Source organism: Roseibium album (genome assembly GCF_001404515.1).
GTDB lineage: Bacteria > Pseudomonadota > Alphaproteobacteria > Rhizobiales > Stappiaceae > Roseibium > Roseibium album.
On the sequence record NZ_CXWE01000001.1, the window covers coordinates 1,086,801 to 1,110,820 of the forward strand.

At 51.5% G+C, this 24,020-nt stretch carries 16 protein-coding genes and 2 pseudogenes; 11 read left to right on the forward strand and 7 right to left on the reverse strand.

Features of this window, described 5'->3' with window-relative positions; translation table 11 throughout:
* Positions 1 to 118: 118 nt before the first annotated feature.
* From LA5095_RS04815 to LA5095_RS04835, 5 genes are all read left to right on the forward strand, one after another.
* A complete protein-coding gene (locus LA5095_RS04815; protein ID WP_082442771.1) occupies positions 119 to 1,558 on the forward strand; it encodes an oligosaccharide flippase family protein in 1,440 nt (479 codons plus the stop codon).
* A 22-nt stretch (positions 1,559 to 1,580) separates the two neighbouring features.
* A complete protein-coding gene (locus LA5095_RS33165; RefSeq protein WP_158510341.1) occupies positions 1,581 to 2,312 on the forward strand; it encodes a CatB-related O-acetyltransferase in 732 nt (243 codons plus the stop codon).
* A gap of 8 nt (positions 2,313 to 2,320) precedes the next feature.
* A complete protein-coding gene (locus tag LA5095_RS04825; RefSeq protein WP_055112365.1) occupies positions 2,321 to 3,502 on the forward strand; it encodes a polysaccharide pyruvyl transferase family protein in 1,182 nt (393 codons plus the stop codon).
* Between the two features lie 425 nt (positions 3,503 to 3,927).
* Positions 3,928 to 5,076, forward strand: coding sequence for a Coenzyme F420 hydrogenase/dehydrogenase, beta subunit C-terminal domain (locus LA5095_RS04830; protein WP_055112367.1), 1,149 nt, complete (start codon positions 3,928 to 3,930; stop codon positions 5,074 to 5,076).
* Positions 5,077 to 5,314: 238 nt separating this feature from the next.
* Positions 5,315 to 5,539 carry a hypothetical protein gene (locus LA5095_RS04835; RefSeq protein WP_055112368.1) on the forward strand — a complete coding sequence of 75 codons (225 nt, stop codon included), beginning with the start codon at positions 5,315 to 5,317 and terminating at the stop codon, positions 5,537 to 5,539.
* Between the two features lie 127 nt (positions 5,540 to 5,666).
* Here LA5095_RS04835 and LA5095_RS04840 read toward each other — a convergent pair whose 3' ends face one another.
* Positions 5,667 to 7,019 (reverse strand): O-antigen ligase family protein, encoded by a 1,353-nt coding sequence (locus LA5095_RS04840; RefSeq protein WP_055112370.1) that lies wholly within the window; start codon positions 7,017 to 7,019, stop codon positions 5,667 to 5,669.
* A gap of 593 nt (positions 7,020 to 7,612) precedes the next feature.
* Here LA5095_RS04840 and LA5095_RS33170 point away from each other — a divergent pair.
* Together LA5095_RS33170 and LA5095_RS33500 are read left to right on the forward strand one after the other, a co-directional pair.
* Complete coding sequence (locus tag LA5095_RS33170) at positions 7,613 to 8,545, forward strand: glycosyltransferase family 2 protein (RefSeq protein ID WP_235808847.1); 933 nt, start codon at positions 7,613 to 7,615, stop codon at positions 8,543 to 8,545.
* Positions 8,546 to 8,772: 227 nt separating this feature from the next.
* Positions 8,773 to 9,750, forward strand: a complete 978-nt coding sequence (locus LA5095_RS33500; RefSeq protein WP_328586520.1) for a glycosyltransferase family 4 protein — start codon at positions 8,773 to 8,775, stop codon at positions 9,748 to 9,750.
* Positions 9,751 to 9,812: 62 nt separating this feature from the next.
* Here the strand turns inward: LA5095_RS33500 and LA5095_RS04860 are convergent, their stop codons facing one another.
* From LA5095_RS04860 to LA5095_RS04880, 6 genes and pseudogenes are all read right to left on the reverse strand, one after another.
* Complete coding sequence (locus tag LA5095_RS04860; protein ID WP_055112378.1) at positions 9,813 to 10,556, reverse strand: FkbM family methyltransferase; 744 nt, start codon at positions 10,554 to 10,556, stop codon at positions 9,813 to 9,815.
* A gap of 552 nt (positions 10,557 to 11,108) precedes the next feature.
* Positions 11,109 to 11,561 (reverse strand): SMI1/KNR4 family protein, encoded by a 453-nt coding sequence (locus LA5095_RS04865; protein ID WP_055112380.1) that lies wholly within the window; start codon positions 11,559 to 11,561, stop codon positions 11,109 to 11,111.
* A gap of 39 nt (positions 11,562 to 11,600) precedes the next feature.
* A pseudogene (locus tag LA5095_RS04870) lies at positions 11,601 to 11,852 on the reverse strand (transposase domain-containing protein); the annotation flags it as partial.
* 88 nt (positions 11,853 to 11,940) lie between these two features.
* Positions 11,941 to 12,153 (reverse strand): annotated as a pseudogene (locus tag LA5095_RS31975) (transposase); the annotation flags it as partial.
* Positions 12,154 to 12,470: 317 nt separating this feature from the next.
* Positions 12,471 to 13,589 (reverse strand): acyltransferase family protein, encoded by a 1,119-nt coding sequence (locus LA5095_RS04875; protein WP_055112382.1) that lies wholly within the window; start codon positions 13,587 to 13,589, stop codon positions 12,471 to 12,473.
* Between the two features lie 442 nt (positions 13,590 to 14,031).
* A complete protein-coding gene (locus LA5095_RS04880) occupies positions 14,032 to 17,139 on the reverse strand; it encodes a right-handed parallel beta-helix repeat-containing protein (protein WP_055112384.1) in 3,108 nt (1,035 codons plus the stop codon).
* A 696-nt stretch (positions 17,140 to 17,835) separates the two neighbouring features.
* Here LA5095_RS04880 and LA5095_RS04885 point away from each other — a divergent pair.
* The 4 genes from LA5095_RS04885 (at position 17,836) to LA5095_RS04900 (ending at position 24,018) form a co-directional block, all read left to right on the forward strand.
* Positions 17,836 to 20,721 (forward strand): right-handed parallel beta-helix repeat-containing protein, encoded by a 2,886-nt coding sequence (locus LA5095_RS04885; protein ID WP_082442776.1) that lies wholly within the window; start codon positions 17,836 to 17,838, stop codon positions 20,719 to 20,721.
* Positions 20,722 to 21,410: 689 nt separating this feature from the next.
* A complete protein-coding gene (locus tag LA5095_RS04890) occupies positions 21,411 to 22,031 on the forward strand; it encodes a polysaccharide deacetylase family protein (protein WP_186009640.1) in 621 nt (206 codons plus the stop codon).
* A gap of 11 nt (positions 22,032 to 22,042) precedes the next feature.
* The gene (locus tag LA5095_RS04895; protein WP_144436063.1) at positions 22,043 to 23,260 is read left to right on the forward strand and encodes a hypothetical protein; all 1,218 of its coding nucleotides are present in this window, start codon (positions 22,043 to 22,045) and stop codon (positions 23,258 to 23,260) included.
* A complete protein-coding gene (locus tag LA5095_RS04900) occupies positions 23,257 to 24,018 on the forward strand; it encodes a PHP domain-containing protein (protein WP_055112392.1) in 762 nt (253 codons plus the stop codon). Before LA5095_RS04895 ends, LA5095_RS04900 begins: the two co-directional genes overlap by 4 nt.
* Positions 24,019 to 24,020 lie beyond the last annotated feature (2 nt).

The window sequence follows — 24,020 nt, forward strand, 5'->3', positions numbered from 1 at the left end:
TACCCAAGAAAGTTACTCAAATATTAGTCGTTTAATCTTTGGGCAAGGAACATTGGCATTATGTGCTTAGTAATATACAGACACTTTTCGAAAACGCCCACCTCTTAGAGACCGATTAATGTTAAAGCAAGCACTTTCCCTCAGCGCAAGCAATGGCTTAATCGCTCTGGTTAATCTGTTCCGCAATATATTGATTGCAAGACTGATAAGCGTAGAAGATTTCGGCATAGCGAGTACTTTTGCTGTCACGATGTCCTTGATTGAAATGACGAGCAATTTCGCGTTGGACCGCATGTTGGTTCAGACGTCAGACGGAGGCTCTAACCGCTTTCAGTCAAGTGTGCAGATGTTGCAGGCCGCGCGTGGTGCAATTGGCGCGGCGATCATGTTTTTGGCCGCCGGGCCGATTGCTGTCCTTTTCGGTGTTCCTGATGTTGCCTGGGCCTATCAGCTTCTCGCCCTTGTGCCGTTGTTGAGGGGGCTAGCCCATTTCGACATGTTTCGGCTTCAGCGAAAACTCGAGTTCAGAACAATTATCTGTGTCGAAATGGGCGCTGTGTTTTTGGCCACAGCATCTGCATTTCCATTGTCCATTTGGCTGCAGGACTATCGCGCTATGCTCTGGGTCTTGTTGTTGCAACAATCGACCTACACCATTTTGTCACACGTTTTGGCGAAGCGCAGGTATCGCTGGTCGTTCGACTCGATAGTTGCAAAGCGTGCATTTGTGTTCGGTTGGCCACTCTTGCTGAACGGTATCCTGATGTTCACGATTTTTCAGGGCGACCGAGTTTTGGTCGGAAGCATGATCGGCATGAAGGAACTGGGGTGGTTTTCCGCAGCACTTACATTGGCGATAGCGCCGACAGTCGTCATCGGAAAAACTCTGGATAGTTTCTTTCTTCCCCAGTTGAGCAGGGTTCAGAGCAAACCGGAAGAGTTTGGTCATTTGTATCTTGCGTCGACGCAAGCTGCGCTTTTCGCGGGGGTTCTACTCACACTTCTTGCAGTGTTGCTGGGCGAATTTCTGGTTCACATTCTCTACGGAGCAAAATACGGCCCGGCAGTGCCCTTGCTTGTCCTGCTGTTCATCGCCCAGGGCTTGCGAATCGGCAAGGCAGGCCCGGCAATTGCGGCGACAGCCAAAGCCGACACAAAAAATCCGATGATTGCAAATGCATGTCGTTTTCTCGCTCTCCCGGTCGCATGGCTCGCTCTGACGCAGGGCGGGGGAATCATGACGATCATCTACGTGGCGATAGCCGGTGAGGCCCTCGCTCTCGTCGTGTCCTTGTTGATGCTGCACAAGCGCCAGAATCTGCCGCTTAAACCATTGTCAATTCCGTTAGCCATTTCCGCACTCGCCTATGGTGTTGCAGCGTCAAACAGCTTAATTGTCACTGAAAATTCAATTGAAGCCTGGGCTGCTCAGGCCGCATTGACAGTAGTCTTGATTGCAGCCCTCATGTGGTCGATGCGTGATCTTCGTGCCTGGGTTCAGCACATGCTCAGTCTGCATCGAAGCGGAGGCGGCAAGGCTACCAACCAAACGCATTAGATACCGAAAAATGGGTGCATCGTTGAACGAAGAACTGTGGAATGAAAATGCCGAGCGGATGGCCACGCAAAGGGACGCTGAAGCATCCAGCAGATTTGCCCCCCTTTTAGTCAAGGCTTACGGAATTCGGCGCCTGCGATCAATCTGCCTTAGTCTTTGCAATAGGCTTGAACACGGCTCGTTCTATTCAAGCACCCTTCGGGAAATATTGTCACGATACCACGGTGTAACCATTGGAAAGTATTCTTATGGGCCCATCCTGACCCCGGGGATTTTGCCCGTTGGCACAATAGTGGGAAACTATTGCTCCATCGGTGCCGGTCTGGTTGTTTTGCGGCGCAATCACCCCTTTGACAGACTTTCGCAGCATCCGTTTTTCTATAACAGCGGTCTGGGCTATCTGAGAAAGGACACCATACCGTCAAACAGCGAAAATCCACTCACAATCGGACACGATGTTTGGATCGGTGAACGGGTATCGATCCTGGCAGGTTGCAAATCGGTTGGGAACGGGGCAGTAATTGCCGCAGGTTCCGTGGTCACACGTGATGTACCGCCCTACACGATAGTTGCAGGTGTTCCAGCTAAAAAACTCAAAATGCGATTTGAAGAAGAGGTCGCCGATGGGCTCGAGAAGCTGCGATGGTGGGAGCTGAACTTGACCAGTCTGTTGACTCAAAAAAAGTGGATTTTACAGCCGCTTACAGTTGAGAGTCTGAATTATTTCAACAATTTGATGACACCGAAGAAGTAAAACCACTCATGACAAATGACAGCGTTCTCACGATCGGCCTTTTGTGGCATTCAACTAATTCCGACAACCTGGGAATAGGGGCGCTTACGGCTTCTCAGATCGTGATACTTGAAGAGGTTGCCGCTGACCTGAATTTGAAGCTGAAATTCAAGATTCTTGGTTGGCGAGACCCCGAACCGTCTTACATCAAGGGCGACAATATCGAGGTCGTGCCGATGCGGGCGAGGGATTTGCTGAGCCCTTCCGGCCTCTGGTCGTCGGCACGGAGCTGTGATCTGATCCTCGATATTTCCGCAGGCGACAGCTTTGCCGACATCTATGGCCGGCAACGGTTCTTGTACAATATTATTGCAAAGACCAACGTCATTGCGTCCTGGCGTCCGCTCATTCTCAGCCCCCAGACAATCGGACCATTTCAAAGATGGTGGACCAGGCTGCTGGCGACGGTTGCTATGCGCGGTGCAAAAAAGGTCGTAACGCGCGACAAGCTCTCCAGCGACTATCTGCGTGAGTTGGGATTGGCAGACCGTCTCATCGAGTCCACGGATGTAGCCATGCGACTTCCATACGAATTGCCGGCACCACGCGAGGACGGCAACGTCCGGGTCGGACTGAATGTATCGGGTCTTCTGTTCAACGGAGGCTACAGCCAGGACAACATGTTTGCGCTGTCCGCGGACTATGCCGCTGTGATCCATGCGCTCTGCGAGTATTTCACGAACCAGCCCGGTGTAGAGTTGCATCTTCTGGGCCACGTCAATTCGCATAATCACGAAGTCGAGGATGACTACAGGGTCGCTGAGAAGCTGGCCGCGAAATATCCGTCAGCAGTACTCGCACCTCGATTTGAAAGCCCTTCGGATGCCAAGACATATATTGCGACCATGGACTTTTTCGCTGGCGCTCGCATGCATGCGTGCATAGCGGCATTTTCTTCGGGCGTCCCTGTTCTGTCGATGGCCTACAGCCGAAAATTTGCAGGTTTGTTCGGCACCCTTGGCTATGACCATCTTGCAGACTGCAAGGCGCAAACAACAGAAGAGATAGTCGAGGCTGTCACAAGCGCTTTTGGGCGCCGCGAGGAACTGAAGGTGGATGTTGAAAATGCGTTTCAGGAAGCAGAGCGCAAACTGGTCCATTACCAGGACTATTTGAGAGAAGTAATGGAGAACACCAAACGTGCTGCATAGCAATGCACCAATTGTCGTTTCCTCTCCGAAATGCAGGTTTACGACCGGGATGGCGTAATCTGCAAGAAACATGGCAACGATGTTACTTGTCCGTGTCCGACGCTAACGTGGGCTCGTGCGCGGACCGTAGCAAAAACCGGCGCCACGCTTGATGCAGACGTTTTCAGGCAGATACCGGGGCGCTGGCTTGGCCAGGCAAATGGGCGGGGTCGGGATCGTTGTGAAACACGGGGCAGCAATGCTTTGTCGGATGCGTGAAAAACTTGATCGGCAGGAGATGACCTGCGTATCTACCATTGAAGAGAATTCCTGTTAGCGATTGACCGTTTATGAGTTTAGAGACTGATATCAAGCGCCTCACTGATCCGCGGCTTTGTCTGGGCTGCGGTCTATGCTCCTATATTTGCTCAAAAGACAAGGTCTCGATGATCGATGTCGATCATCTGGGCGTGCGTCCAGAGTTCTCCGAAAACGTTAGCCCGGCGTCGGTAAAAGAAGCGATGTCGGCCTGTCCGACGGTTTCCTCCGATTTTGGAATACTAAGGAGGAGAGACGATTATGAACCGGCTGTTGACAGCAAGACGGAGGCTGCGTGGGGAGCGATCACGGGGATTTGGGAAGGTCACGCAGGCGACGACGAAATACGGTTCAAGGGCAGTTCCGGCGGTGCGCTGACTGCCATTTCACAATACTGCCTTGAAGTGCTCGAAATGCACGGGGTGTTGCATACCGGACAAAACCGGGATGATCCAATTAGAAACAAATCCAGACTGTCGCGTTCCCGCGAAGAGCTTCTGGAGGTAGTAGGATCCAGATACTCTCCGGCGTCGGTATGTGACGGACTGGAAATGGTTGAGACGGCTCCCAAACCGTGCGTTGTCATCGGCAAGCCGGTTGAAATTGCAGCGACACGAAATGCAATGAATTTGCGGCCGGCTCTGGAAAAAAATGTTGGTTTGACGCTTTCGTTCTTTTGCGCGGAGACGCCCCCAACCAAGGCGACGAGATCTCTTCTGGAGAAACTGGGTGTTTCTGAGGGTGCACTGAAAAGTTTGCGCTACCGCGGTTACGGTTGGCCAGGGTATTTCGTCACGCAATGTGCCTCAGAAGAGCCAAAGCAGCACTGGATATACGACAAAACCTGGGCTTATCTGCAACAATATCGCCCATGGGCTGTCCACCAGTGGCCAGATGGATCGGGTGAACTGGCCGACATATCCTGCGGTGATCCTTGGTACGAGGAACCGGATGGCGAAAATCCGGGTTTTTCACTCCTTGTGGCGCGTACCAGGCTGGGCAGAGAAATTATCGAAGGCGCAATTGAGCATGGCTATCTGACTGCAACTCCGGCGGAAGTCTGGAAGCTCGAAAAATCCCAGGCTGGGTTGTTGAGAAAGAAGGGCGCTGTCTGGGGCCGAAGGCAGATGCATCGCGTTATGGGCATGCCGAATGCAAAGTTCAAAGACGTCGACCTTTTCTCGATTTGGCTTGACTTGCCGTTTCGTACCAAGGTGCGTTCGACGTTGGGGACTTTGCAGAGAATTTGGCGCCGTCGCCTCTGGAAGCTTCCCTAGCTATTCGCATCTGAAATTCGTTTGTTGGGTCTTGTCCAAAAAAAATTCAACTTCAAAAACGCGACGCGCAATTTTCCCGTTTCTATTGCGTTTTTCATTTTCCGCAGAAACGATCGCGACCTGAACCGATCGTCATCCGGCCTGGATATGCGCAATGCACGCACGTGCAGCACCGGCTAACGAAGACTGTTCGGTGAACAAAGCCGCTTCTTGAGCGCTACTAGAGCGCATCCATTGAATGTTGGTTCGTTTGATGCCGGAAAGCGGGTCACTCGGCAAGGCGCGTCACGAAGGGCGATGCGGTGCATCGGTCAAGTGGCGCAACGCTGCCGATGCGCTGCTTTCCGGCACCCGAAGGGCCGGGCTCTTTCTCCCGCTGACTGCGTTGGCTTGCGCTTGTGGTGGGGTACACCGCTGCACACAAGCCGCCTGGGCAGCCGAAGAAAGCGCGCCGGTCAAATGATCCAACATTCAATGGATGCGCTCTAGTCCGGTAAGCCGTGGAACGGGGCAAAGCAGATGCGCGTACGGCAGGACGCCCTGTCAGTACGCCTCGAAGTGACCAAGAGTTTTGGAAGGAAATGCATCGATTAGGAAGCACTCTGTTTCCTTCCCCCTCTATGAAGCCTCCCTGCAGCAGGTTGGCGGCGGCGTGTTGTCGGCAATCTGCGCTTCTCAGGCTTGGCCTGGGGACTGGACTGCGTCGCCGCATTTCCCTCTTCCGCCGTGATCGCGTGCATTCCGATATAAAACACGAAAACAATAATGGCTGCGCCCCACATATGAACGGTGAAAATGGCAGTGCCCAGCCCGACAAGCATGATGATGTATCCGCGCCGGTAAGCGATTGCCAGGGGATCAGTGAAATTTTGCATGATCAGGTAGCGAATTGCGAAGATGAATGCCAAGAAGAAGAACAAGAAACCGACTATCCCGTAGTTGAGGGCGATAACCAGCCAAAAATTGTCTGTACTTGCAGAGTGCATCCACGCCGGACGATCCCACTCATTGAAGCCAATCCCGAAGATCGGGTTTCGAAAGAGATCATCTTGTGCAAACCGCCAGATGAGAATTCGATTGTATGCGGAACCGGAGCTGAAACTGAGATAGCTGATCAGGACTGCATACGGAGACCTAGTTGAAAGCAAGTCGACCGCCACATATGCCGCAACCGCCAACAACGAGAGTATCTTCCAACGGTTTTTCGCCTTGACCACTGTGTCCCAACCGATCAGGCCGATCTGGATTGCCACGCCTGCAAAGGCTCCTGATGAAAGCGACGAAAATGCGCATGCCAGCGGGATCAGGGTCTTCATGATTTTCTGGATAAACGATTTTCCGTGAGCGAGCACATAGTACGATGGTGCTATTATGCTGCCTGCAAACATTCCCAGCAGTATTGGGTGATCGAATGCTGCTTGTGCCCGAAATAGACCAAGCCGGGTATCTGCCATTACTCTGGGGCTGCTCAATGACCCAAGGAAGGTCTGAAACAGGCTTCGGTTTGTGAAACTCTCATAGAGTGCAAAGGGTAACAGGAACAGGACGCCAAGCCACAACAGTTTGAACGCATCCACCGCGGCCTTTACGCTCCGGATCTGTGTCCGGGCAATAAAGTATGTCCCGCCTATTTCAATGAAATAGATAGCCATTTTTTCGATTAGCACAAACCCGTGATTGTACATGGTCGCGATCACGGACCAGGTAACGTAAATGAGCATAAAGTAATCAGGTTTGGTTTTTTTGCCTGCCGCCCCAGACAGCCAGTTCATCATCACAGGTGCGATTGCAACTAATATTACAAGCCGGTAGGGAGTTAAAAGCAGTGATCCAAGACTAAACTTAAGAGGGATGAATAGAGAAATTATCAAAAGCTGCCCAAATATGCCAATACCCTGATTCGGACTGACTTTATCCAGCGTTTGATCTTGGTTCAAAGCCATCGAAAACTAGTCCTTCTTGGGTGGACGATTGCGGTAATGACGTTGGTGAATGGTTTTTTAGTCATATGAATTTAGGTGCGATTGAGTAAATATATATTGCATGGACTGGTTATTGTTCGATCAATTTATGGTATCGATCCGGTCATCGCTGGCCGATGTTCCTTGAGTTCACGCGTACGTACCAAGTCTTCATCGCCAAGGCCAACGCGAAGTTGACCTTTGTCCAACTCTTTGTGCCGATTGCGATCACAATACCAGAAGTCATTGTTTCTTTTCCGAACTTGTCCATGTTTGGTAACCTTCATGACGGTCATTGTCTCTCGGGAATAATTGAGTAATATCCGGCGCGAGTCCTCGGGGACGACAGCGATGAGCGACCGGGTGGTTTGGGAGAGACAAAACATTGGATTTGTTGTCGCATATAAGGCAACAAGCTGATCACTCAACAAATTGTTAAGCATTATTTCAGTTGCTATCGACGCAAAAGAGTAGGAAGTAACCCTAAATACAATCTTTAATCTTAAACAAATTTTTCCGTACAGAAAAAGTCAGCAGAATTGCAAGTGAACGTTAGCGGGATCATGGAAGCCGGTATGGATATTTCGATCATTGTCGTCAACTGGAATACAGTTGACATGTTACGAGACTGCCTGACGTCTGTTGTGCAAAATCTCGATGATCTCGATGCGGAAGTCATCGTTATCGACAACGCGTCAAGTGACGGCTCCCAGGAGATGGTCGAGCGTGAGTTCCAAAATGTGGTTCTTATCAAAAACAAAGAAAACGTCGGGTTTGCTGCCGCAAATAATCAAGGGTTTCGTATTGCGAAAGGTGAGTATGTCTTACTGTTAAATTCCGACACCATTGTCCATGGAGATGTTCTAAAGCAATCTGTGAACTATCTGGTTGAGCACAAGAGCGTTGGTGCCATGGGGTGTCGTGTATTGAATACTGACGGATCTGTTCAACTTACTTGTAGCGAGTTTCCGACGTTAACAAATCTACTGGTTATGTCTTCAGGACTATGGAAGCTGAAATCGCCGCGTTGGTTTGGGAAATACCTCATGACGGATTGGCAGCGAGATTCCGAAAGATCTGTTGAAGTGATTTCGGGCTGTTACTTGTTGTTGCGTCAGGAAGTGATCCGCGAAGTCGGCCCTCTGGATGAACACTTCTTCTTTTTCGGTGAAGAGACGGACTGGTGCTATCGAATTCGCAGTGCTGGCTGGCAACTCATGTTTGCACCGGTTGGAGAAATTACGCATCACGGTGGCGGATCGGTCAAAAAACTCAATCATAAACGTGACTTATTGCTCACGAACTCAAAGGTTAAGCTTCACAGGAAGCACGGAGGGCTGGTTGCTGCTTCCGTTTGTTGGTTGATTTTGGCTTTTTTCAATGCGACCAGGGCCGTGTTTTGGACCCTTCGCAACATGGTATCCTCATCGCCGGTCACAAAGGAACGTGCTTTGCATTTTCGACGTGTGTTTCTGGCATTGGGAAATGCCTGGAGCGGCAGAATATGACTTCAAAACTACGGGCTTTGATCCTGGCGCCACATATTGATGCATATGATGTGGGAGAAAGCCTGACGCGATTTCGGCTCCTGGAAGAGCTTTCAAAAATAGCAGATCTGACTATTCTCGCGCTTGAATGTACCAAGGGGCCGCCGCTCTCGGAACAATTGCCAAATGCGGAAGTGGTTACGTTTGAAGAGCCGGAATGGCTTCGCAGATATGAACGCATGCGCGCCATGTTCCGCCCGAACATATTTGTCGTTGCCTGGTTCGCAGAAAAGTGGATTCGTAAATCGTTGTCGGAAGGACGAACCTGGGATGTCGCGCACCAGATACTCCCGGCGGCGCCGCGTTATCCGACGATCTTTCGAAAGTTCGATATTCCATACATTCTTGGTTCGCTTGGCGGCGCATTGCCAACGCCAAAAGCCTTCTCGAGCGAATGCGGTTCAGCCAGTTGGTATACACGATTGCGTGGCCTGGATCAGGTGAGATTCAAGTATGACCCTTATCTGCGGTCAAGCTATGCCAGGGCGGAATTGGTTCTCGGTGTCGCTCCTTATATGAACGATATTCTGCGAGCTATTCCCAAAAAGCGTTTTCAGCCGTTTTTGGCAATCGGTGTTGATAGTGTTGAGACGGCGGTAGAGCGTCGAGTGGTTCCACAAACGATGAAAATGTTGCATGTGGGACGTGCCGTCAGAACGAAGGGTTTGCGCGATGTTGTGCGGGCAATGGCGTATCTGAAGGAATTCCCGGATGTTACGCTTACGAGCATCGGTGACGGAGAGGAAATTGCGATCTGCAAGGCCGAAGCTGAAAGATTGGGTGTTTCAGAAAGGGTGCAGTTTCTTGGCAAGTTGCCGCGGGAAGAAATCGAAAAATACTATCAAGAGAGCGATGTATTTGTCTTTCCCAGTTTCCGGGAATCCATGGGGGGCGTATTGTTTGAGGCCATGCGCTGGGGCCTTCCCGTGATAACTGTTTCGGCTGGCGGTCCCGGCTTCATTGTCGACGACGGGACAGGACTGAGAATTCCTGTCACCGACCCGCAAAAGATGCCAATGGACCTGGCCAATGCCATCAAGGAGCTCCTTGCAGAACCAGTGTTGCGCAACAAGCTAGGAGCGGGTGGACGTCAGAAGTTGTTGGCAGAGCACCTCTGGAAAATCAAAGCGCAGGAAATGCTTAAAACATACAAATCAGTAATGTGATCGTACTGAGCAGTCCGAGTGCGTTGACATAAGAACCCGCGTTTACAAGGCCGGACCAAATATTACCCAGGTCTTGCAATTGTATAAAAAGTACATTCGTCGACCTGTTGCTCGCTGCCATCCCCTTTGAGATGGAAGATTTCATACTGATTTGATTTCAGGAGTTTGCTGACTTCTGTTTGATTTTGTGGGGATACTTCGAGATAAAAAATTGGACGAATTTCAGTTAAAAGCCGTTGGCTGCCACTCAAGGCCAACAACTCGGCACCTTCAACGTCCATTTTCACAAACGCGGGCGGTGACCAATATTCAAGCAACTCGTCTCCCGTGACAGTAACAACCTGCTTTTGGGACGCAACTTTGAAATCATCATCATCGGATATTCCAAGCAGTTTACTGCGAGCATGCCCCTTGTCGGCGACACCAAAAGTCATGACGCCTCTTTTGTCTGCGATTGCGGCACAGAGCACAGTGACAGGGGCGTAGGACTCAGGCAGTTTGCCGGCGGTCAGGTTAATCAACCGCGCATATTCAGGATCAGCTTCCAGCGCGTACACGGAACCTCCAGGGCCGATTTTTCCCGCAGCCATAGCGGAAAGAATACCGAGGTTAGATCCGATGTCCCAGACACACATATCCTTTTCGACAATACTGCGAGTTACAAGCATAAGATCGTGAGCGCATGCCGTCCAACCTGGTTTCAGAACCCGCATATCTGAGCGCCCTGTCACAAGTACACGGCCGCTCCCGAATTCTGCCGGGAGTTTCTTCCTGTATTGAAAGCTTAGCAAATCCCTGATGGTCATACGTTTGCACCTTTTCGATAGCGGCGATCTTGTTGGAATAATGTAACAATTCCGTCGATTAATCTGATTTTCTGGGAGAGGTTCTCGGCATTTTTTATGAAGCACTAACTTGGGTGCGACCACTGGGGGTCAAATTCGTCAATGTTTAGTCTCCCACAATATGTGAGAGTTGTTAATCCGGAGTGCATGATGGTGCGTGTTTCTGAATCTGGGTATCTGGCAGGCAACTCAAAGATTTGAAAATCCTATTGGCGTCTTATTATCATAAGAAACCTGCCATTGAACGTTTCATCTTGTTTCCCGAACACAATTGTCGTGTGACTTTCTTGGGCCAAGTGAAGTCAGTGTCAACAGGATTGAGAAAATAGTCGCTGGGACCCTCATCAAAGCGTAAGCGGTGTTTTGAACCTCACCACATTGCAAATTTTGTTTCGTTGTTCTGAAGTATAAGAACAAACTACGACAAATTTTTCTGCGCTAATCTAGACTCCAAGCCTTTCGTATCAAATAATCAGTTCGGAACAATTCAACAATATTCAAACAATGATTCCCTCACTCAAAAACATTTTCAAGTTCTTCATAAAAATACTCACCAAAGGTACCATGGCAGCGAGAAGCATCTCCACCCGGGCTGACAACGTCAACAGGGCATTCCCCGTTTTCGTCGCAAGTCGCAGTATTAATTGCAAAAAAAGTACCGTCGCCGCCGGCGCCAATTATTACATAACGATGTGGAAGCCCTCTTTTTCTCTCATCTAATGTCACCCAAATTGCGTTTGGAACGCCAACTACGCTCAGATCAGAACTAACTATGCCGTAAAACTCCAAGCCATCGATATCTCCACAGCCCAGTGTACTCAAAAAAAGCTTGTACGAAGGCGGAAATACTAACTCCAGCCTCTCCTCAGATTCAATAATCGTTTCCTCGGATACTGGTCCAACGAAGTCGGCGTCATCGTTTGCTTCAATTAGATCGAGAGCTTGTTGTACTTTTTTCAGCGACATATTTGTTCCTAGTCAAAATTAACGTAAGCGGTGCGCCGATCACACGGCTTTGGCATAGTTCCATGACAGCAGCGCGGCAATGTCAGCCTGTTTGTGGCCTTGGGCTATGGCTGTCAGAATGCCTGTTAGGTAGGCGTGTGGTTCGATCGCGTTGAGTTTGCATGTCTCGATCAGTGACGCGATCATAGCCCAGTTTTGAGCGCCGGTATCATGTCCGGCGAAGAGCGCGTTTTTCCGATTGAGGGCGATTGGGCGGATGGTGCGTTCGACGGTGTTGTTGTCGCGTTCAATGAAGGTTGCTCGGTAGGCTGTGTCACCGGTTCGACGATCATCGGTGCAAACACTGGGCCTTTTCCAGCCCGGCATCGACCACAGGCGCGGGTAGAACCAGCTTCCCATCACGCGCAAGACGCCGCCAGGCAGACAAATGGTTCGGGCGAAGACCATAGCGACGCGCAACCTCCGGGACCCGCACGCCATTCTCCAAAGTCTCCGCAACAATGCGGGCCTTCACCTCATCTGGCCATCGCCGATGTCCCCGGGGGCCAAGGATCAAATCAGAATGTGTGAGAAACTCTCTGTGTCCATCCATGGAGCTAATCCGCGAGAATACACATCTCGCATGAACTCGCAGATCTCAAAACCAAACGGAAGGTGGGGTCAAAACACCGCTTACATCAAAGCTCACTTGCATTATTCATGAAAGACCGTCGCCATCGAAGATCCGTTTTCACCTGGAAGCGGGATACAAGCCAGCAGTCTGCATGACGATGGAGCAGGGGATGTGAGGCGGATTCCGCGGCAGACAGTTCGGTGTTCGGACTCGCCCGAACCATAACTGCCCCGTTTCAGGCCAACGCGTGACAGCGCACCGATGCGATCGCCAACACAGCACAACAAGTCTGCGCATCAACCCGTGGCGCTCTTTTGTCGAGCTGAAGCCATTGGCCGGTAACGCTTTGTCAGCAGGCGTGTAATCGGCTTTTCGACGACACGGTAGAATACATAGCCTGCAATGGCGCTGACGACGATCATGACTGCGATAGCCGCATCTGGATGCAGGAGAGCGATGTGATCGACCCGCTTTTGTATCAGTGCCAACGCAGGCAAGGTGAATATGTGCGTAAGGTAGATGCTGTAGGAAGCGTTCCCCAGTTCCAGGAGCCACTTGGGAACTTTGAGATCCACCAGTCTTGGACAAAGGACCAATGCTGCAACGATGCTCGCAGCTGGCAGGCCCCACCACAAGAAGCGAGGCAGTCCGCGGATCTCATGATTTGGGCCGAATGTTACCCACGCCAAAATTGTCGCGACCGCCGATACTATCAAGACCACCGCAAGGGGCAGAGGCAATTTATTGTAACCTGATCTGAAGGCATAACCAATCAGGCAGCCGAGAAAGAACTCGAGCAAGAGCCAGTTGGTCATCAGGATGACGAAAAGCTTGTACGGTGAAATCAATACACCGATCAAAATACTCGTTCCAAAAAAGATCAACATGAATGGCAGAAGAAACGACCGCCTGAAGAACAGACAGAAGGCGAATATCAGATAAAAGTACATTTCATAATTCAATGTCCATCCCAGTCCCAGAAGAGGGGTCGTTACACCCGTTTCGGAACGGATCGGGAAAAACAGGAACGAGGATACGATCCATTCCACGTCCAACGAGCGGGCGTGATAGAACAGACTTGGTTCGATAAACAAAAGCGCGAGCGCGGTGGCCGAAAGAAGCCAGTAGATGGGAACAATCCTGATCAGTCGTTTGACAAAAAACTGAAACGGGGCATTCCGGGTGGCGAAGTCGTCAAAGTGCACATAGATCATTATGAAGCCGCTTATGACGAAGAACAGATCCACTCCGGCATGGCCAATCCAGCTGAGCCCCCCGAAGCGATCGACAAAGGATTCAGAAATCAGGGATGGGTAGGTGCGTTCCACGCGACTGTGTGCATGGGACAAGACCACACCAAGAGCCGCAATGGCTCTCAAGGCCTGAATGTTTTCTAGTTTGGTGACAGCCGCCATCTCAGCCAGTGATCCTTGCTTACCACACGAAGGTATTGGAATTGCCATAAAAACAAGCAACGGTCTCAATCACGCTCGCAATAGAAGCCCGAATCTGAGCCGTAATAAACACAAATGGGTATCTACTTTGCGCTGGATACGAAATCCGCGGACTGTATTCCTAGTAAGGCATTGATATTAAAGTTCTGTATACCCGGCCTTCCGCAAACTAGTCTAGTAACAAAAGCGGTGGCGGAATGGTCTGTCGACAGGTCATCCCTACCACGATGTGGCCCGGAAAGCGTCGCAGTGTCGTAGTCGCAAATTTGCTTGCAGCGATTTGGCATTCGCTGAGAATTGACGCAATTTCTTCGATTTTCGGGATTCTCGTCGTTCGCCGATATCCGGAAGCAGCGAAGACAAATTCAACCCGGTATCAGTGCAGCTTGCAGTGAACCGCAAGTCATGCAGCCCGCAATTCAATCGCAAACGATGTTGCAGCCCCGTGGGTCACGGACCAGGACGCAGTTTTGGAGTACGTGCCTGAAGAGGCGGCCTGCTCGTACGTGTAGGACACGCGTAGCGAATTTGAGGGATGACCTCTTCCCGTTGGTTCTTCAATAAGTGTCGTGCCCCCGTCCCAGGTGATCGGATCTCCGGTGCCGTCATATCGATTGAGGGCATAGAGGACCAGCGTGTTGTCCATACTCGTGGTGATTGCTGGTGAAAGCTCGGTCGGTTTTGAGCCACCCTGAACCGAACCGACAGCGATGCCGGCAAGGCCATCCACTTCAAGAACTGTCACGTGAATGTTCGTCCAGTTGTCGTCACTGCTTACCTGAATGGTCTGCACGCCGGTTCCAGGTTCGAGAATCGTGGCCACCGACAACTGGTTCCTTGTCCGCAGGGCTGCCGTAGGATCAACGGATAGCTCCTTGCCCGATCCGTTTTCCCTTCCTTCTGCTCCCAGAGTGATGGAAAGGCTGGCGATTTTCCCAAAAGCGGTATTCAAAGTCGACACGATCACCAGAAGCGGTTTGTTGGACGTTGCCAACGTCGCTGTTTCGAGCCACTTGCCCGCAGCAAACTTGCGAGCGTCAACCGCGCGTGGGTTCAGGAGACTGACAGGTTTGCCGATCGGGAAAGAGGATGCGACGGGCGCGGACATCAATGAATATGTAGGCACCCCATCCATGGTCGTACGCCGTGCAAGATACTTGCCGACATCACTCGTGACAGGTGAGTACGTCGCGGAATCTCCCCCAGCGATGGGCGTCCAGTCGTCGCGCGGATCATAGACGTCCTCCACCAGATACCACTGGTAAGTCCGGGAGGTGTGACCAAGCGCCATCACGTACCCATCGTCGGCCGTGACGGAACCACCGACAGTCGGCGCTCCTGTCAGTTTCGGACGCAAGATCCAGATCGGGTCGAACCGATGCAGGTCGGCAGGGTCGTTGACCGGGCCGACGGGCGGCTTCGAAAGATCGACCGGTTTGCCTGCTATGTCCATCCCAAAGCCGTCAAAGTCAGGGAACTTCGAACGAAGCGAAATACTCCCGTCCATTCCCGGAAGACTGTCGATTGCGGTAGATGGAGCCTTCAGTGTCGGGCTGTTGCCTTTGACTGCGATGTCTCCGATTGTGATGTTCTGATAGACATCGCCGAAGGGGCGCAGACTGTCTGACGCATCAAACGGTGTTCCGTTGGTGTAGACATTTGTTTTAATGCCGTTTGCGATGAGCTTCTCGGTCACAAAGCCTGTGCCATTCAGGATGTTGTTCATCACAGAGAAATTGATCGCAGCTTCGCTCTTTGACCCCAAGATGAGCGAGTTGGCATAGGTCGCGGCGTTTCGCCAGGGCACGAGCATGTTGTTCAGGAAATATGAATCGCCGTTTATGCCTTGGCCAGTCGCTGGAGACAAATTGGTTAGTTTCGAGGTTCTGTCGAAGTTTTGGTCTTCAATGGCGCGCCCATCTTTATCCAGCGTGTTGCCATGAATGAAATTGAAGCCGAAGAATTGAGCGGACGAGCGCTGGAACGTCCAGTATCCGGAACAGGCCCACCAGTAATTGTGCCACCACAGACCGTTGTGACCACCCTGGTAGATATTGCCCTTGTTTGCGTGGGCGGCTTGACCGCAGTCGATAAACTGGTTGCGAACGACCATGAAGTTTTCAAGGCCGAACAACCGAACGGGCGATTGGTCGGATCTTAGGACTATGTTTCTGTCGATGACACAGCCAAGCGCCGCCCCCTCATATTTGTTCCAAAACGGACCCTGAACTTGGATGCCGAACTGATTGATTGCATCGGATACCGTGGAATTGGACATTTTGAAGTTGTTGACATTGCGAACCCAGACCGGGGCGTAGCTTGATCCATCCCGATAGGTATCCCTGATCCAGCAATTGTCCAGCGTGACATCGGTTGCATAAGGTGCACCTACCACATGACCGAATGTCATTGCGTAACGGCCATCCGTGCGGGGCCCTGCGGCGCTGGACCTTTCACAAATGATGGACCGAAACGCCAAGTGGCTTTGCCCGCGTCCATCCACGCAGATGGATCGTCGGGAGTACTCGATGTTGTTGTCAACGCTCAATGGGTCATTGGGCCAGAAGTAAAGATCAACGGTCGCTCCATTGTCGACGAAACCCCATTCGCCTTTCCGCATCTGTGGCAAAAGGTTCACGAGGATGAATTTGTCCTTGTTCGCGTTGGTCTCGGCCGTCCACGACTGATCGCTCAGGTAGATGGTATCACTGGCCGCATCAAACGACGCCACGGTTGTCCGCGCATCACGGTTTGGGAAACGATGGAAAAGAATGTCGCAGTTTTCGATTTGTGCTGCTGTGAACCGATCAGTAAAGCCCGGAAGCCGGGTGCCAAGAACCAGGTTCGGATCACCACCGTCGGTCACCGTTTCGTCAGCGTCGAGCCAGTCCTTTGTGGCTCTTTCTGTATGCGGATATTGTGGATTCGGCTTGCGACCCATACACGGGATCAAACGCTTGTCACCTTCGAACAGGAATGCAGCGCGAGGATCGCCGGATGCTATGTCCTCCTTTGCGAACCCCGGCACCTTGTAGATCGACGCATAGTTTTTGCCCAGGACAGGCTCGTCGGCGACTGTGCATGCAACTGCACCGGTCAACGGCTCGGCTGCCGTAATGACTGGCTTCTCAGTTCCATATCCCTCCAGAACGATCGTGTTGCCTGCAGTCCCGGAGGGGGCGGCAATGCGTTCCCGGTACTTGGTGCCACCTGCATTGCGAATCTTGACGACATGGCCGGGTTTCGCAATGGCCAGGGCTGCTGAAACAGTTGCCATGGCGTCGCTGACGCTCGTCCCTGAATTTGAATCCGAACCGTTGACGTTATCGACGAACAGGTCTCCATCCGTACCTTCGTCCTTGTCCGCCTGGAAACCCGTGTTGCTCGCATATGGCTCCGCAGCGGCAGGCGAAGAGAGCGCGGTACTGCTGAACAGCGCAGCAATGCTCAGCGTGGCGCCGAGGAACGTTCGCCGGGTGACCGGCGGATTGAATTGCTGGCAATTACTCATGCTACCACGATCATGTTGGCCTTTAGGTTTGTCGCAAGATTCTTGTCAGTCATGTATGCATTGAATTGGAATTAGCTACAGGCAATGCGACGTTTTCGCTCCGGCAAGACAGCTGACGGTGCAGAAATTGTTACGGCGACAAAGATGAGAATATACATAACATCGTTTGACGCCGCTACCACTAGGCCCGATCCACAACACTGATGGGCCAGTTTGAGCCAATGCGGTGTCCTGGTCGTACCGGTCCTGATTGTCCAAAACAAAACGTACAGCAGATTTGCAGATTTCGTTGAGGCATTGCCCAGTCCTGAAGGTGATGTGGCATTCCACTCCGCCTTGAAACAACTGGCTGGACTGCCGCTTATTGAACACTGAGTGGTCTATCCGAAGCGACCTGATGAACCTGTTCGTTGGAAATTTGTTCTGAACCAAAATCGGGGCGGTGCCTGACGCACTGAGTCTGCGTATGAAAGCCGATCAGGGTGGCGGAAAGAAAACAGTACCGATGTGTATTAAACTTGTTAAAAATCACCCTGCAGGAAATATTCTCGAATAAATTTCTTCTGTAATTACATAAAGTTACATTAGATAGTAAAACTAGTTAAAATTTTCCTCAATAACTCATCTGAGATTAAACAGCATATCAACAGCGGCTTGGTAATTTCCTCGCAACTTCGCAATCACGAGGAATTTTATATGTCTGGACTTGTGCTTAACGACTCTTCGGGTACGCCTGCCACGATAACAGTTTCGTCAGCCAGCGAGTTAATGGAAGCCGTCGCAAAAGCGACTGGTGGAGAGACAATTCTCCTCGAGCCTGGAGATTATGGCGACGTTCTGTTTCACAACATTAGTCCAGACGCAAACATAACTATCAAATCTCAGGATTCTTCCGATCAGGCCGTCTTTTCGTCGGTTAAGATTGCATCCTCATCGAATATAACGTTCGACGATGTATTTGTTGATTTTGTCCCGGATAGCGAAACGTCCTATCTGACGAAGGCAGTCGACGTAAAATACTCATCAGACATTACCTTCCAAAATTCCACTATCGAGGGTGGGCCGGCTGTCAACGGTATTGACCCGGATTCCCCGATTGGAACCGAAAATCCGTCCGGTAGCGTCCTGGGGCTTCCTGCCGGTCGTGCTGCTGCAATTGTGGATTCGAGCAATGTTGTCTTCGACAACATGGAGATTTCACAGTTTCACAAAGGCATTTTGCTCTCGAATGTCGCTGGTTTTGAGCTTTTGGAAACGGAAATCCATAGCTTGAGGACGACACCCATACACGGTGCTGAAGTTTCAAACGTATTGCTGGAAGGCAATCACTTCCATAGCTCAACGCCATGGAATTTGGGTGGCGCCGGCGACCACGGAGATCACGTTCATTTCTGGATTGACGGTGATCAGACGTTTGATAGTGAAAACATCATTATCAGGGACAACTATTTTGAGCAGGGTGACGGCGCTGCTCTCTTGGGAATTTATCTCGATAATAACGGAGATACCGAAGGTAATCAGTTCTCGAACGTTCTTATTGAAAACAATGTAATCTTCAATGGGGACAGACAGGGTATTCGAATGGAAGGCGTCGAAGACCTCTCCATTTTGAACAACACCTTGTTGCAAAGTTCAGGCGATGAGCAAGACGGTCCGACTATTATTCTTCGTTTTGGAACCGAAAACGCGGTTATCGAAGGTAATATACTGTCACACGAAATAGCGTCCGATAACGAGAACCAAAAAATCGGCGACAATGTCTATGTCCAGATGCATGACAGTTCTCAACCCAATTATGTCGGCAAACTTTTCGTGAACGCGCTCGACCCGCAGGCCCTCATTTCAGAACTGAAGGCCATTCCTGGCTCGATAGTAGAGGGGTATGGTGCGGAACTGACTGCGTTCGACACATCGCCAGAAGATGTTGCCGGTTTCATTGCAACTGAAGGTCATAGCGGCCGTGATGCAATGCTTGTCTCCTTTGACGCCAAAAATATCTTTACCGATGCTGGCCTGGTTGATGAGGACACGCTTGAAGTTGTCTGGACATTCTCTGACGGAACAACGAAATCGGGCGTGCAGGTTGATCACCGCTTTGCAGAAGGTGGAGTGCAAGAGGTCAGTGTTTCTGTCAAGCTTGCCGACGGGCGCACACTGGAAGTACAGAAGACCATCGAGGTCGAGTCCCCCAACTTGTTTGATCTCGATCTCAGCGATGGCGTGAAAGACAGCAGTGATCTTGCCAATTCGGCAACGACTGGATCAAAAGTTGAAGTTGTTGACGTAGACGATCGCTCTGCAATCCGACTTAATGAAGATACCGTGCGGGTCGAGGCGTCTTCGGACTACTACAACAACGATAGTTACACGCTCTCTTTCGACTTCAAGAAAGACGACGCGGACGCAAGCGGCAGGGTGATTGATTTTCCTGGAAGCTTTGCAGTCTTTATTGGTGAAACCGACATTCCGATCGCCGTTACGACGGATCAGGGAACTCAATGGCTGAGAGCTCCGGTTCCGCAGATCCAGGATAACGGTTGGCATTCCGTATCTCTGACATTCTCCAGCGAAAAGGGCACTTTGACCCTCTTCGTGGATGGCGAGGTGGTTCAGGAAGTCTCAGGCCTTAAGGGCGCGATGCAGAGCGGCATGGCTCCGCAGGACTTGTACCTTGGTGATCGCTTCAACAAGGATCACTTCGAAGGTGCGTTGTCTGACGTTTCTTTCCTTGCCTATGATTTGAGCCAGGAGGAAATTGTCCACCGGATTGAAAATCGCGATGAAGATCCAGGGAACCCTGGCGACACGGGAGATACCGGCGATACCGGTGACACGGGTGATACCGGCGACACGGGCGATACCGGTGACACGGGTGATACCGGCGACACGGGCGATACCGGTGACACAGGTGATACCGGAGACACGGGCGATACCGGAGACACGGGCGATACCGGTGGGAAATTTGATATTGTTGGCGATGACGGAAACAACAAAATCCGTCGGGGCAATGACGACGATGCGTTCGATGGCGGCGGCGGTGATGATGTTCTTGTCGGATATGGCGGCAACGATGTTCTCGTTGGAGGCGAGGGCGCTGATACGCTGATCGGTGGCAATGGCAACGATGTACTGGTCGCAGACCTGGACGATATTCGCATCGATGGCGGAAAAGGCCACGATATTCTGCAGTTCCAAGACTCAGAAGACGTATTGGATTTTTCAGGGTTTGACGGCTATCACAGAAATATCGAAGAAATCGATATCAAGAACGATCATGCTGACACCTTGAAAGTGCACCACCTCAACGAGAATGGCTCTGAGACCGGATATCTGCAGATCAGTGCAGACTCGAACGATACGGTCATTTTTGATGACGCCGATTCTTTCAGCACGGCGAGTTTCATCGGCACGGTTGAAATTGATGATGAAATTTTCAACGCCATCGAAACAACTCGCTATCGGGATGAAAAGCTGTTCCTTGTAAGCGCTGAAGCCACGATACTAACCGACGATGGAACAGTTCTTGCCACCGGCGAAGTGCCGGGCTCAGCAGAATTTCAGCTCGGTGATCTAATCTTCTAGGTTTGAGCGTTCAACGGATTGGACACTTGCGCGGGTTGGGTTTTCACAAGCAATCACTCACCTGACTCGGGCACCACATCCAAATGAGACGAGTGCCTTGCTGATCAATACGTGCAAAGGCGCTCACTGAGACTTCACCCGCTGCGCGGAGCTAATACCTCTCGCAGCGGGTTGAACGACTCCGGAGACCAGGTTGTTGTCCTCCACAGACGTGGTCTGCCGGTTTGTCCGGAGAAACGGATGCGCTTGATGGTTTTTTCTTGAGGTTGTTCGGCAATGTGATTTCAAGCTGTTCGAAGTTTTGAAATCAATGACGTCGCGCTTGTACCAGTCATATTCGACACCAGTTTTACGCCTCTGAGCAGCGACTATTTTGTGTCTTTGCCGGCACGAGTATCTTCTGGTCTTCACGTGAATGTACTGGCTCACCAGTTTGTCTAGCTGACCACAAATGGATCACGGTGCGTCAAGAGATGCTGGTTGGCATGTGTAGGTCCGGCACCACAAACCATCATCTCAATGGACCCACAGTCGATGATGGACTAACAATCACCGTGAATCACCTGAGCGGTGCTGATCAATGCTGATGAAATATGTGATATTGAAGATTTTTCCGAAGTATCCGGATTTTGAACAACATGCAAAAAAACAAGTTTCTAATTGTCAATTTTCATGGAATTGGTTCGCCGATGCGGCCCCTGGAAGACGGGGAGGCGCACTATTGGATCAGCGAGGAGCAGTATCACCGGTTTCTTGATCTGATCGCCCCGGTCAAGGACAGGGTCCTTATTACATTCGACGACGGCAACCTGTCCGATCTGGAGATTGGCGCAAAGGGGCTGGAGGCAAGAGAATTGACTGCAACATTCTTCCCCCTGGCCGGTCGTCTGGACGAGGAAGGCTCTCTGGGCAGCGTGCATCTGCGTGAGCTATTGGGTCTCGGACACAAGATCGGATCTCATGGGTATGACCACGTGAGTTGGAAGCATCTCGACGACGCCAGCGCGCGCAGGGAACTTGTAGACGCCAAGGCGCGTTTGGAAGACTGCACAGGCGAAAAGATCACCGAAGCTGCCATTCCGTTCGGACAGTACGGAAGATCCACTCTCGAACGACTGAAATTCAACGGATATGAGCGTGTTTTTTCAAGTGACGGGGGCGGGTATTCAGGTACGCCATACCCAATACCGCGCTGGTCGGTACGCGCTGATACATCACAAGAGGCGGTGGCACTTTTTCTGTCGGGCCGGGAAAGCATCGTCAGGAGCTTGCGCCGCTCACTTGCCAAAGCCAAGAAACAGATCCTTTGAAGATGAAACCAGTGCAAAACGCAAAGACTGTCCTCATTGGCTTCGCGGATGCCCTGGCTGCGCCCGAAGTGTTTTTCAGCTTGTATCACAAGGGATACAAGGTGCGAGTGTTTCAGCGTCAGGATACTGTTGCCCCCTTGTCGAAAATTCTTCCGGTGGGTGAACCCTTCCTGATACACGCACCCGAGCAAAGCGCCGATCTGGCGACACGGGATCTGGCCAACCTGCTTCGCAACAACCCGGACATCGATGCGATGCTTGCGCTTGACGATACGAGTTTGTGGCTCGCAAACGAGGCGTTAAACAGTCTTGGCGACGCGGAACGCAAGCCCGTTTTGGCGAACGCTGTCGGAGTACAAAAGGACATTGCCCTCGACAAGGCTCGACAGATCGAAGCTGCAGAGGCCGCAGGTCTGGCAGTTCCGCCCACAATCGTTGCAAGTTCGCGGGATGAAATTTTCAAGGCATCAAAATTCCCGGCAATCGTGAAACCTGCTCGCGCAGTATCGCTGGACCATGCCGGTCGGATAAGGAAGGGAGATGCCCACTACCTCTTCGACCAGACAGACCTTGAAACGCTTCCCGGCGAACAGGCATTTTCCTTTCCGGTACTTGTTCAACCACTTATTCATGGAACGGGTGAGGGCGTTTTCGGATTTGCGGGAAAGGATGGGGTCGCACAGGTTTTCGGACATCGCCGGATCAGGATGATGAACCCGCACGGGTCAGGCGCAAGTGCTTGCTGCGCGACAAGACCCGCGGATGACCTGATTGACAAGGTGAAGACCTTCATAGCGTCCATTGGTTGGCAGGGCCCGTTCATGGTCGAGTTGTTGACCGATGAGGAAGGCAATAGCTGGTTTATCGAACTGAATGGCCGGCTGTGGGGATCCACGGCCCTTACGCGTCGCAATGGTTACGACTATCCAGGCTGGGCCGTCGAACAGGCATTTGATCCGGGCTTTCATCCCGACGCATCGCCCGGTTCCCCCGACGACCGACGGGTTCGTCATCTGGGGCGGGAAATTCTGCACCTTCTCTTCGTGATCAAGGGACCAAAGAGCAAGTTTCATGCGGAGAGGTGGCCGAACTTCTTTCGTTCCGCCTGCGGCGTTTTCTCACTTCATTCACCATCCGGCTTCTATAACTATGACCGCGCTTTTCCGCTCTTCTTTCTGCGGGAAGCGGCATTCACCGTTGTGAAGGGGATCAGGGGACGCAACAGATGAACCGGACGCTCAATGTCGTTCTGCATGCGCATTCCCTCTGGTCCTATGATGGTCATTGGACGCTTGCGGAGATTGCGGATTTCTTCGGTGCCCGTGGTGTTGACGTTGTTATGATGAGCGAACACGACACGGGATTCGAACCTGCGAGTTTTGATGACTACAGGGCCGAATGCGCCAGCGCATCAACGGGGAAATGTACATTGGTTCCGGGAATTGAATATTCTTCTCCCGACAATGACATTCACATATTGACCTGGGGGCTCGATCATTTTCTGAGTGAACACCAGCCGGTTCTCGAAACGTTGCAAAAGGTCAAATCCGCGGGCGGCGTCGCGATCTTCGCCCATCCGGTCAGGCGTCAGGCCTATCTGAAGTTCGAAGAGGCATTCGTTCCCTATCTGGACGGCATCGAAGTCTGGAACCGCAAGTCTGATGGTGTGGCACCTGGCAAGGAAGCAAAGTCCCTGATTGCCAAATCCGGGCTGTCCGCCACCGTCGGTGTCGACTTTCATCATATTCGCCACTATTGGCCGTTGACACATCGCACCAATGTCTCGGGCGACGACTTGGAGCAGGAACTTGTCAGGGCCATCCGGGAAAGGAGGCTGCAGCCGATGTTGATGGGCCGCAGTATCCTCAACGCGCAGGACGAGATTTCAACACCGTTATCAGAAGTGCTGGAGAAGCTGAGACGGGGCCTGAAACGCTTAAGACCGGGTTCTGGGAGCAAAAACAACAAGAAAGCCGGCAAGAGGTAGTT

Excerpts from the sequence above, each read along its gene's own strand:
- LA5095_RS04815 (WP_082442771.1), top strand. The coding sequence starts at position 119 with ATGTTAAAGCAAGCACTTTCCCTCAGCGCAAGCAATGGCTTAATCGCT.
- LA5095_RS04825 (WP_055112365.1), top strand. The coding sequence starts at position 2,321 with ATGACAAATGACAGCGTTCTCACGATCGGCCTTTTGTGGCATTCAACT.
- LA5095_RS04830 (WP_055112367.1), top strand. The coding sequence starts at position 3,928 with ATGATCGATGTCGATCATCTGGGCGTGCGTCCAGAGTTCTCCGAAAAC.
- LA5095_RS04835 (WP_055112368.1), top strand. The coding sequence starts at position 5,315 with ATGTTGGTTCGTTTGATGCCGGAAAGCGGGTCACTCGGCAAGGCGCGT.
- LA5095_RS04840 (WP_055112370.1), bottom strand. The coding sequence starts at position 7,019 with ATGGCTTTGAACCAAGATCAAACGCTGGATAAAGTCAGTCCGAATCAG.
- LA5095_RS33170 (WP_235808847.1), top strand. The coding sequence starts at position 7,613 with ATGGATATTTCGATCATTGTCGTCAACTGGAATACAGTTGACATGTTA.
- LA5095_RS33500 (WP_328586520.1), top strand. The coding sequence starts at position 8,773 with ATGTTCCGCCCGAACATATTTGTCGTTGCCTGGTTCGCAGAAAAGTGG.
- LA5095_RS04860 (WP_055112378.1), bottom strand. The coding sequence starts at position 10,556 with ATGACCATCAGGGATTTGCTAAGCTTTCAATACAGGAAGAAACTCCCG.
- LA5095_RS04865 (WP_055112380.1), bottom strand. The coding sequence starts at position 11,561 with ATGTCGCTGAAAAAAGTACAACAAGCTCTCGATCTAATTGAAGCAAAC.
- LA5095_RS04875 (WP_055112382.1), bottom strand. The coding sequence starts at position 13,589 with ATGGCGGCTGTCACCAAACTAGAAAACATTCAGGCCTTGAGAGCCATT.
- LA5095_RS04880 (WP_055112384.1), bottom strand. The coding sequence starts at position 17,139 with ATGAGTAATTGCCAGCAATTCAATCCGCCGGTCACCCGGCGAACGTTC.
- LA5095_RS04885 (WP_082442776.1), top strand. The coding sequence starts at position 17,836 with ATGTCTGGACTTGTGCTTAACGACTCTTCGGGTACGCCTGCCACGATA.
- LA5095_RS04890 (WP_186009640.1), top strand. The coding sequence starts at position 21,411 with ATGCGGCCCCTGGAAGACGGGGAGGCGCACTATTGGATCAGCGAGGAG.
- LA5095_RS04900 (WP_055112392.1), top strand. The coding sequence starts at position 23,257 with ATGAACCGGACGCTCAATGTCGTTCTGCATGCGCATTCCCTCTGGTCC.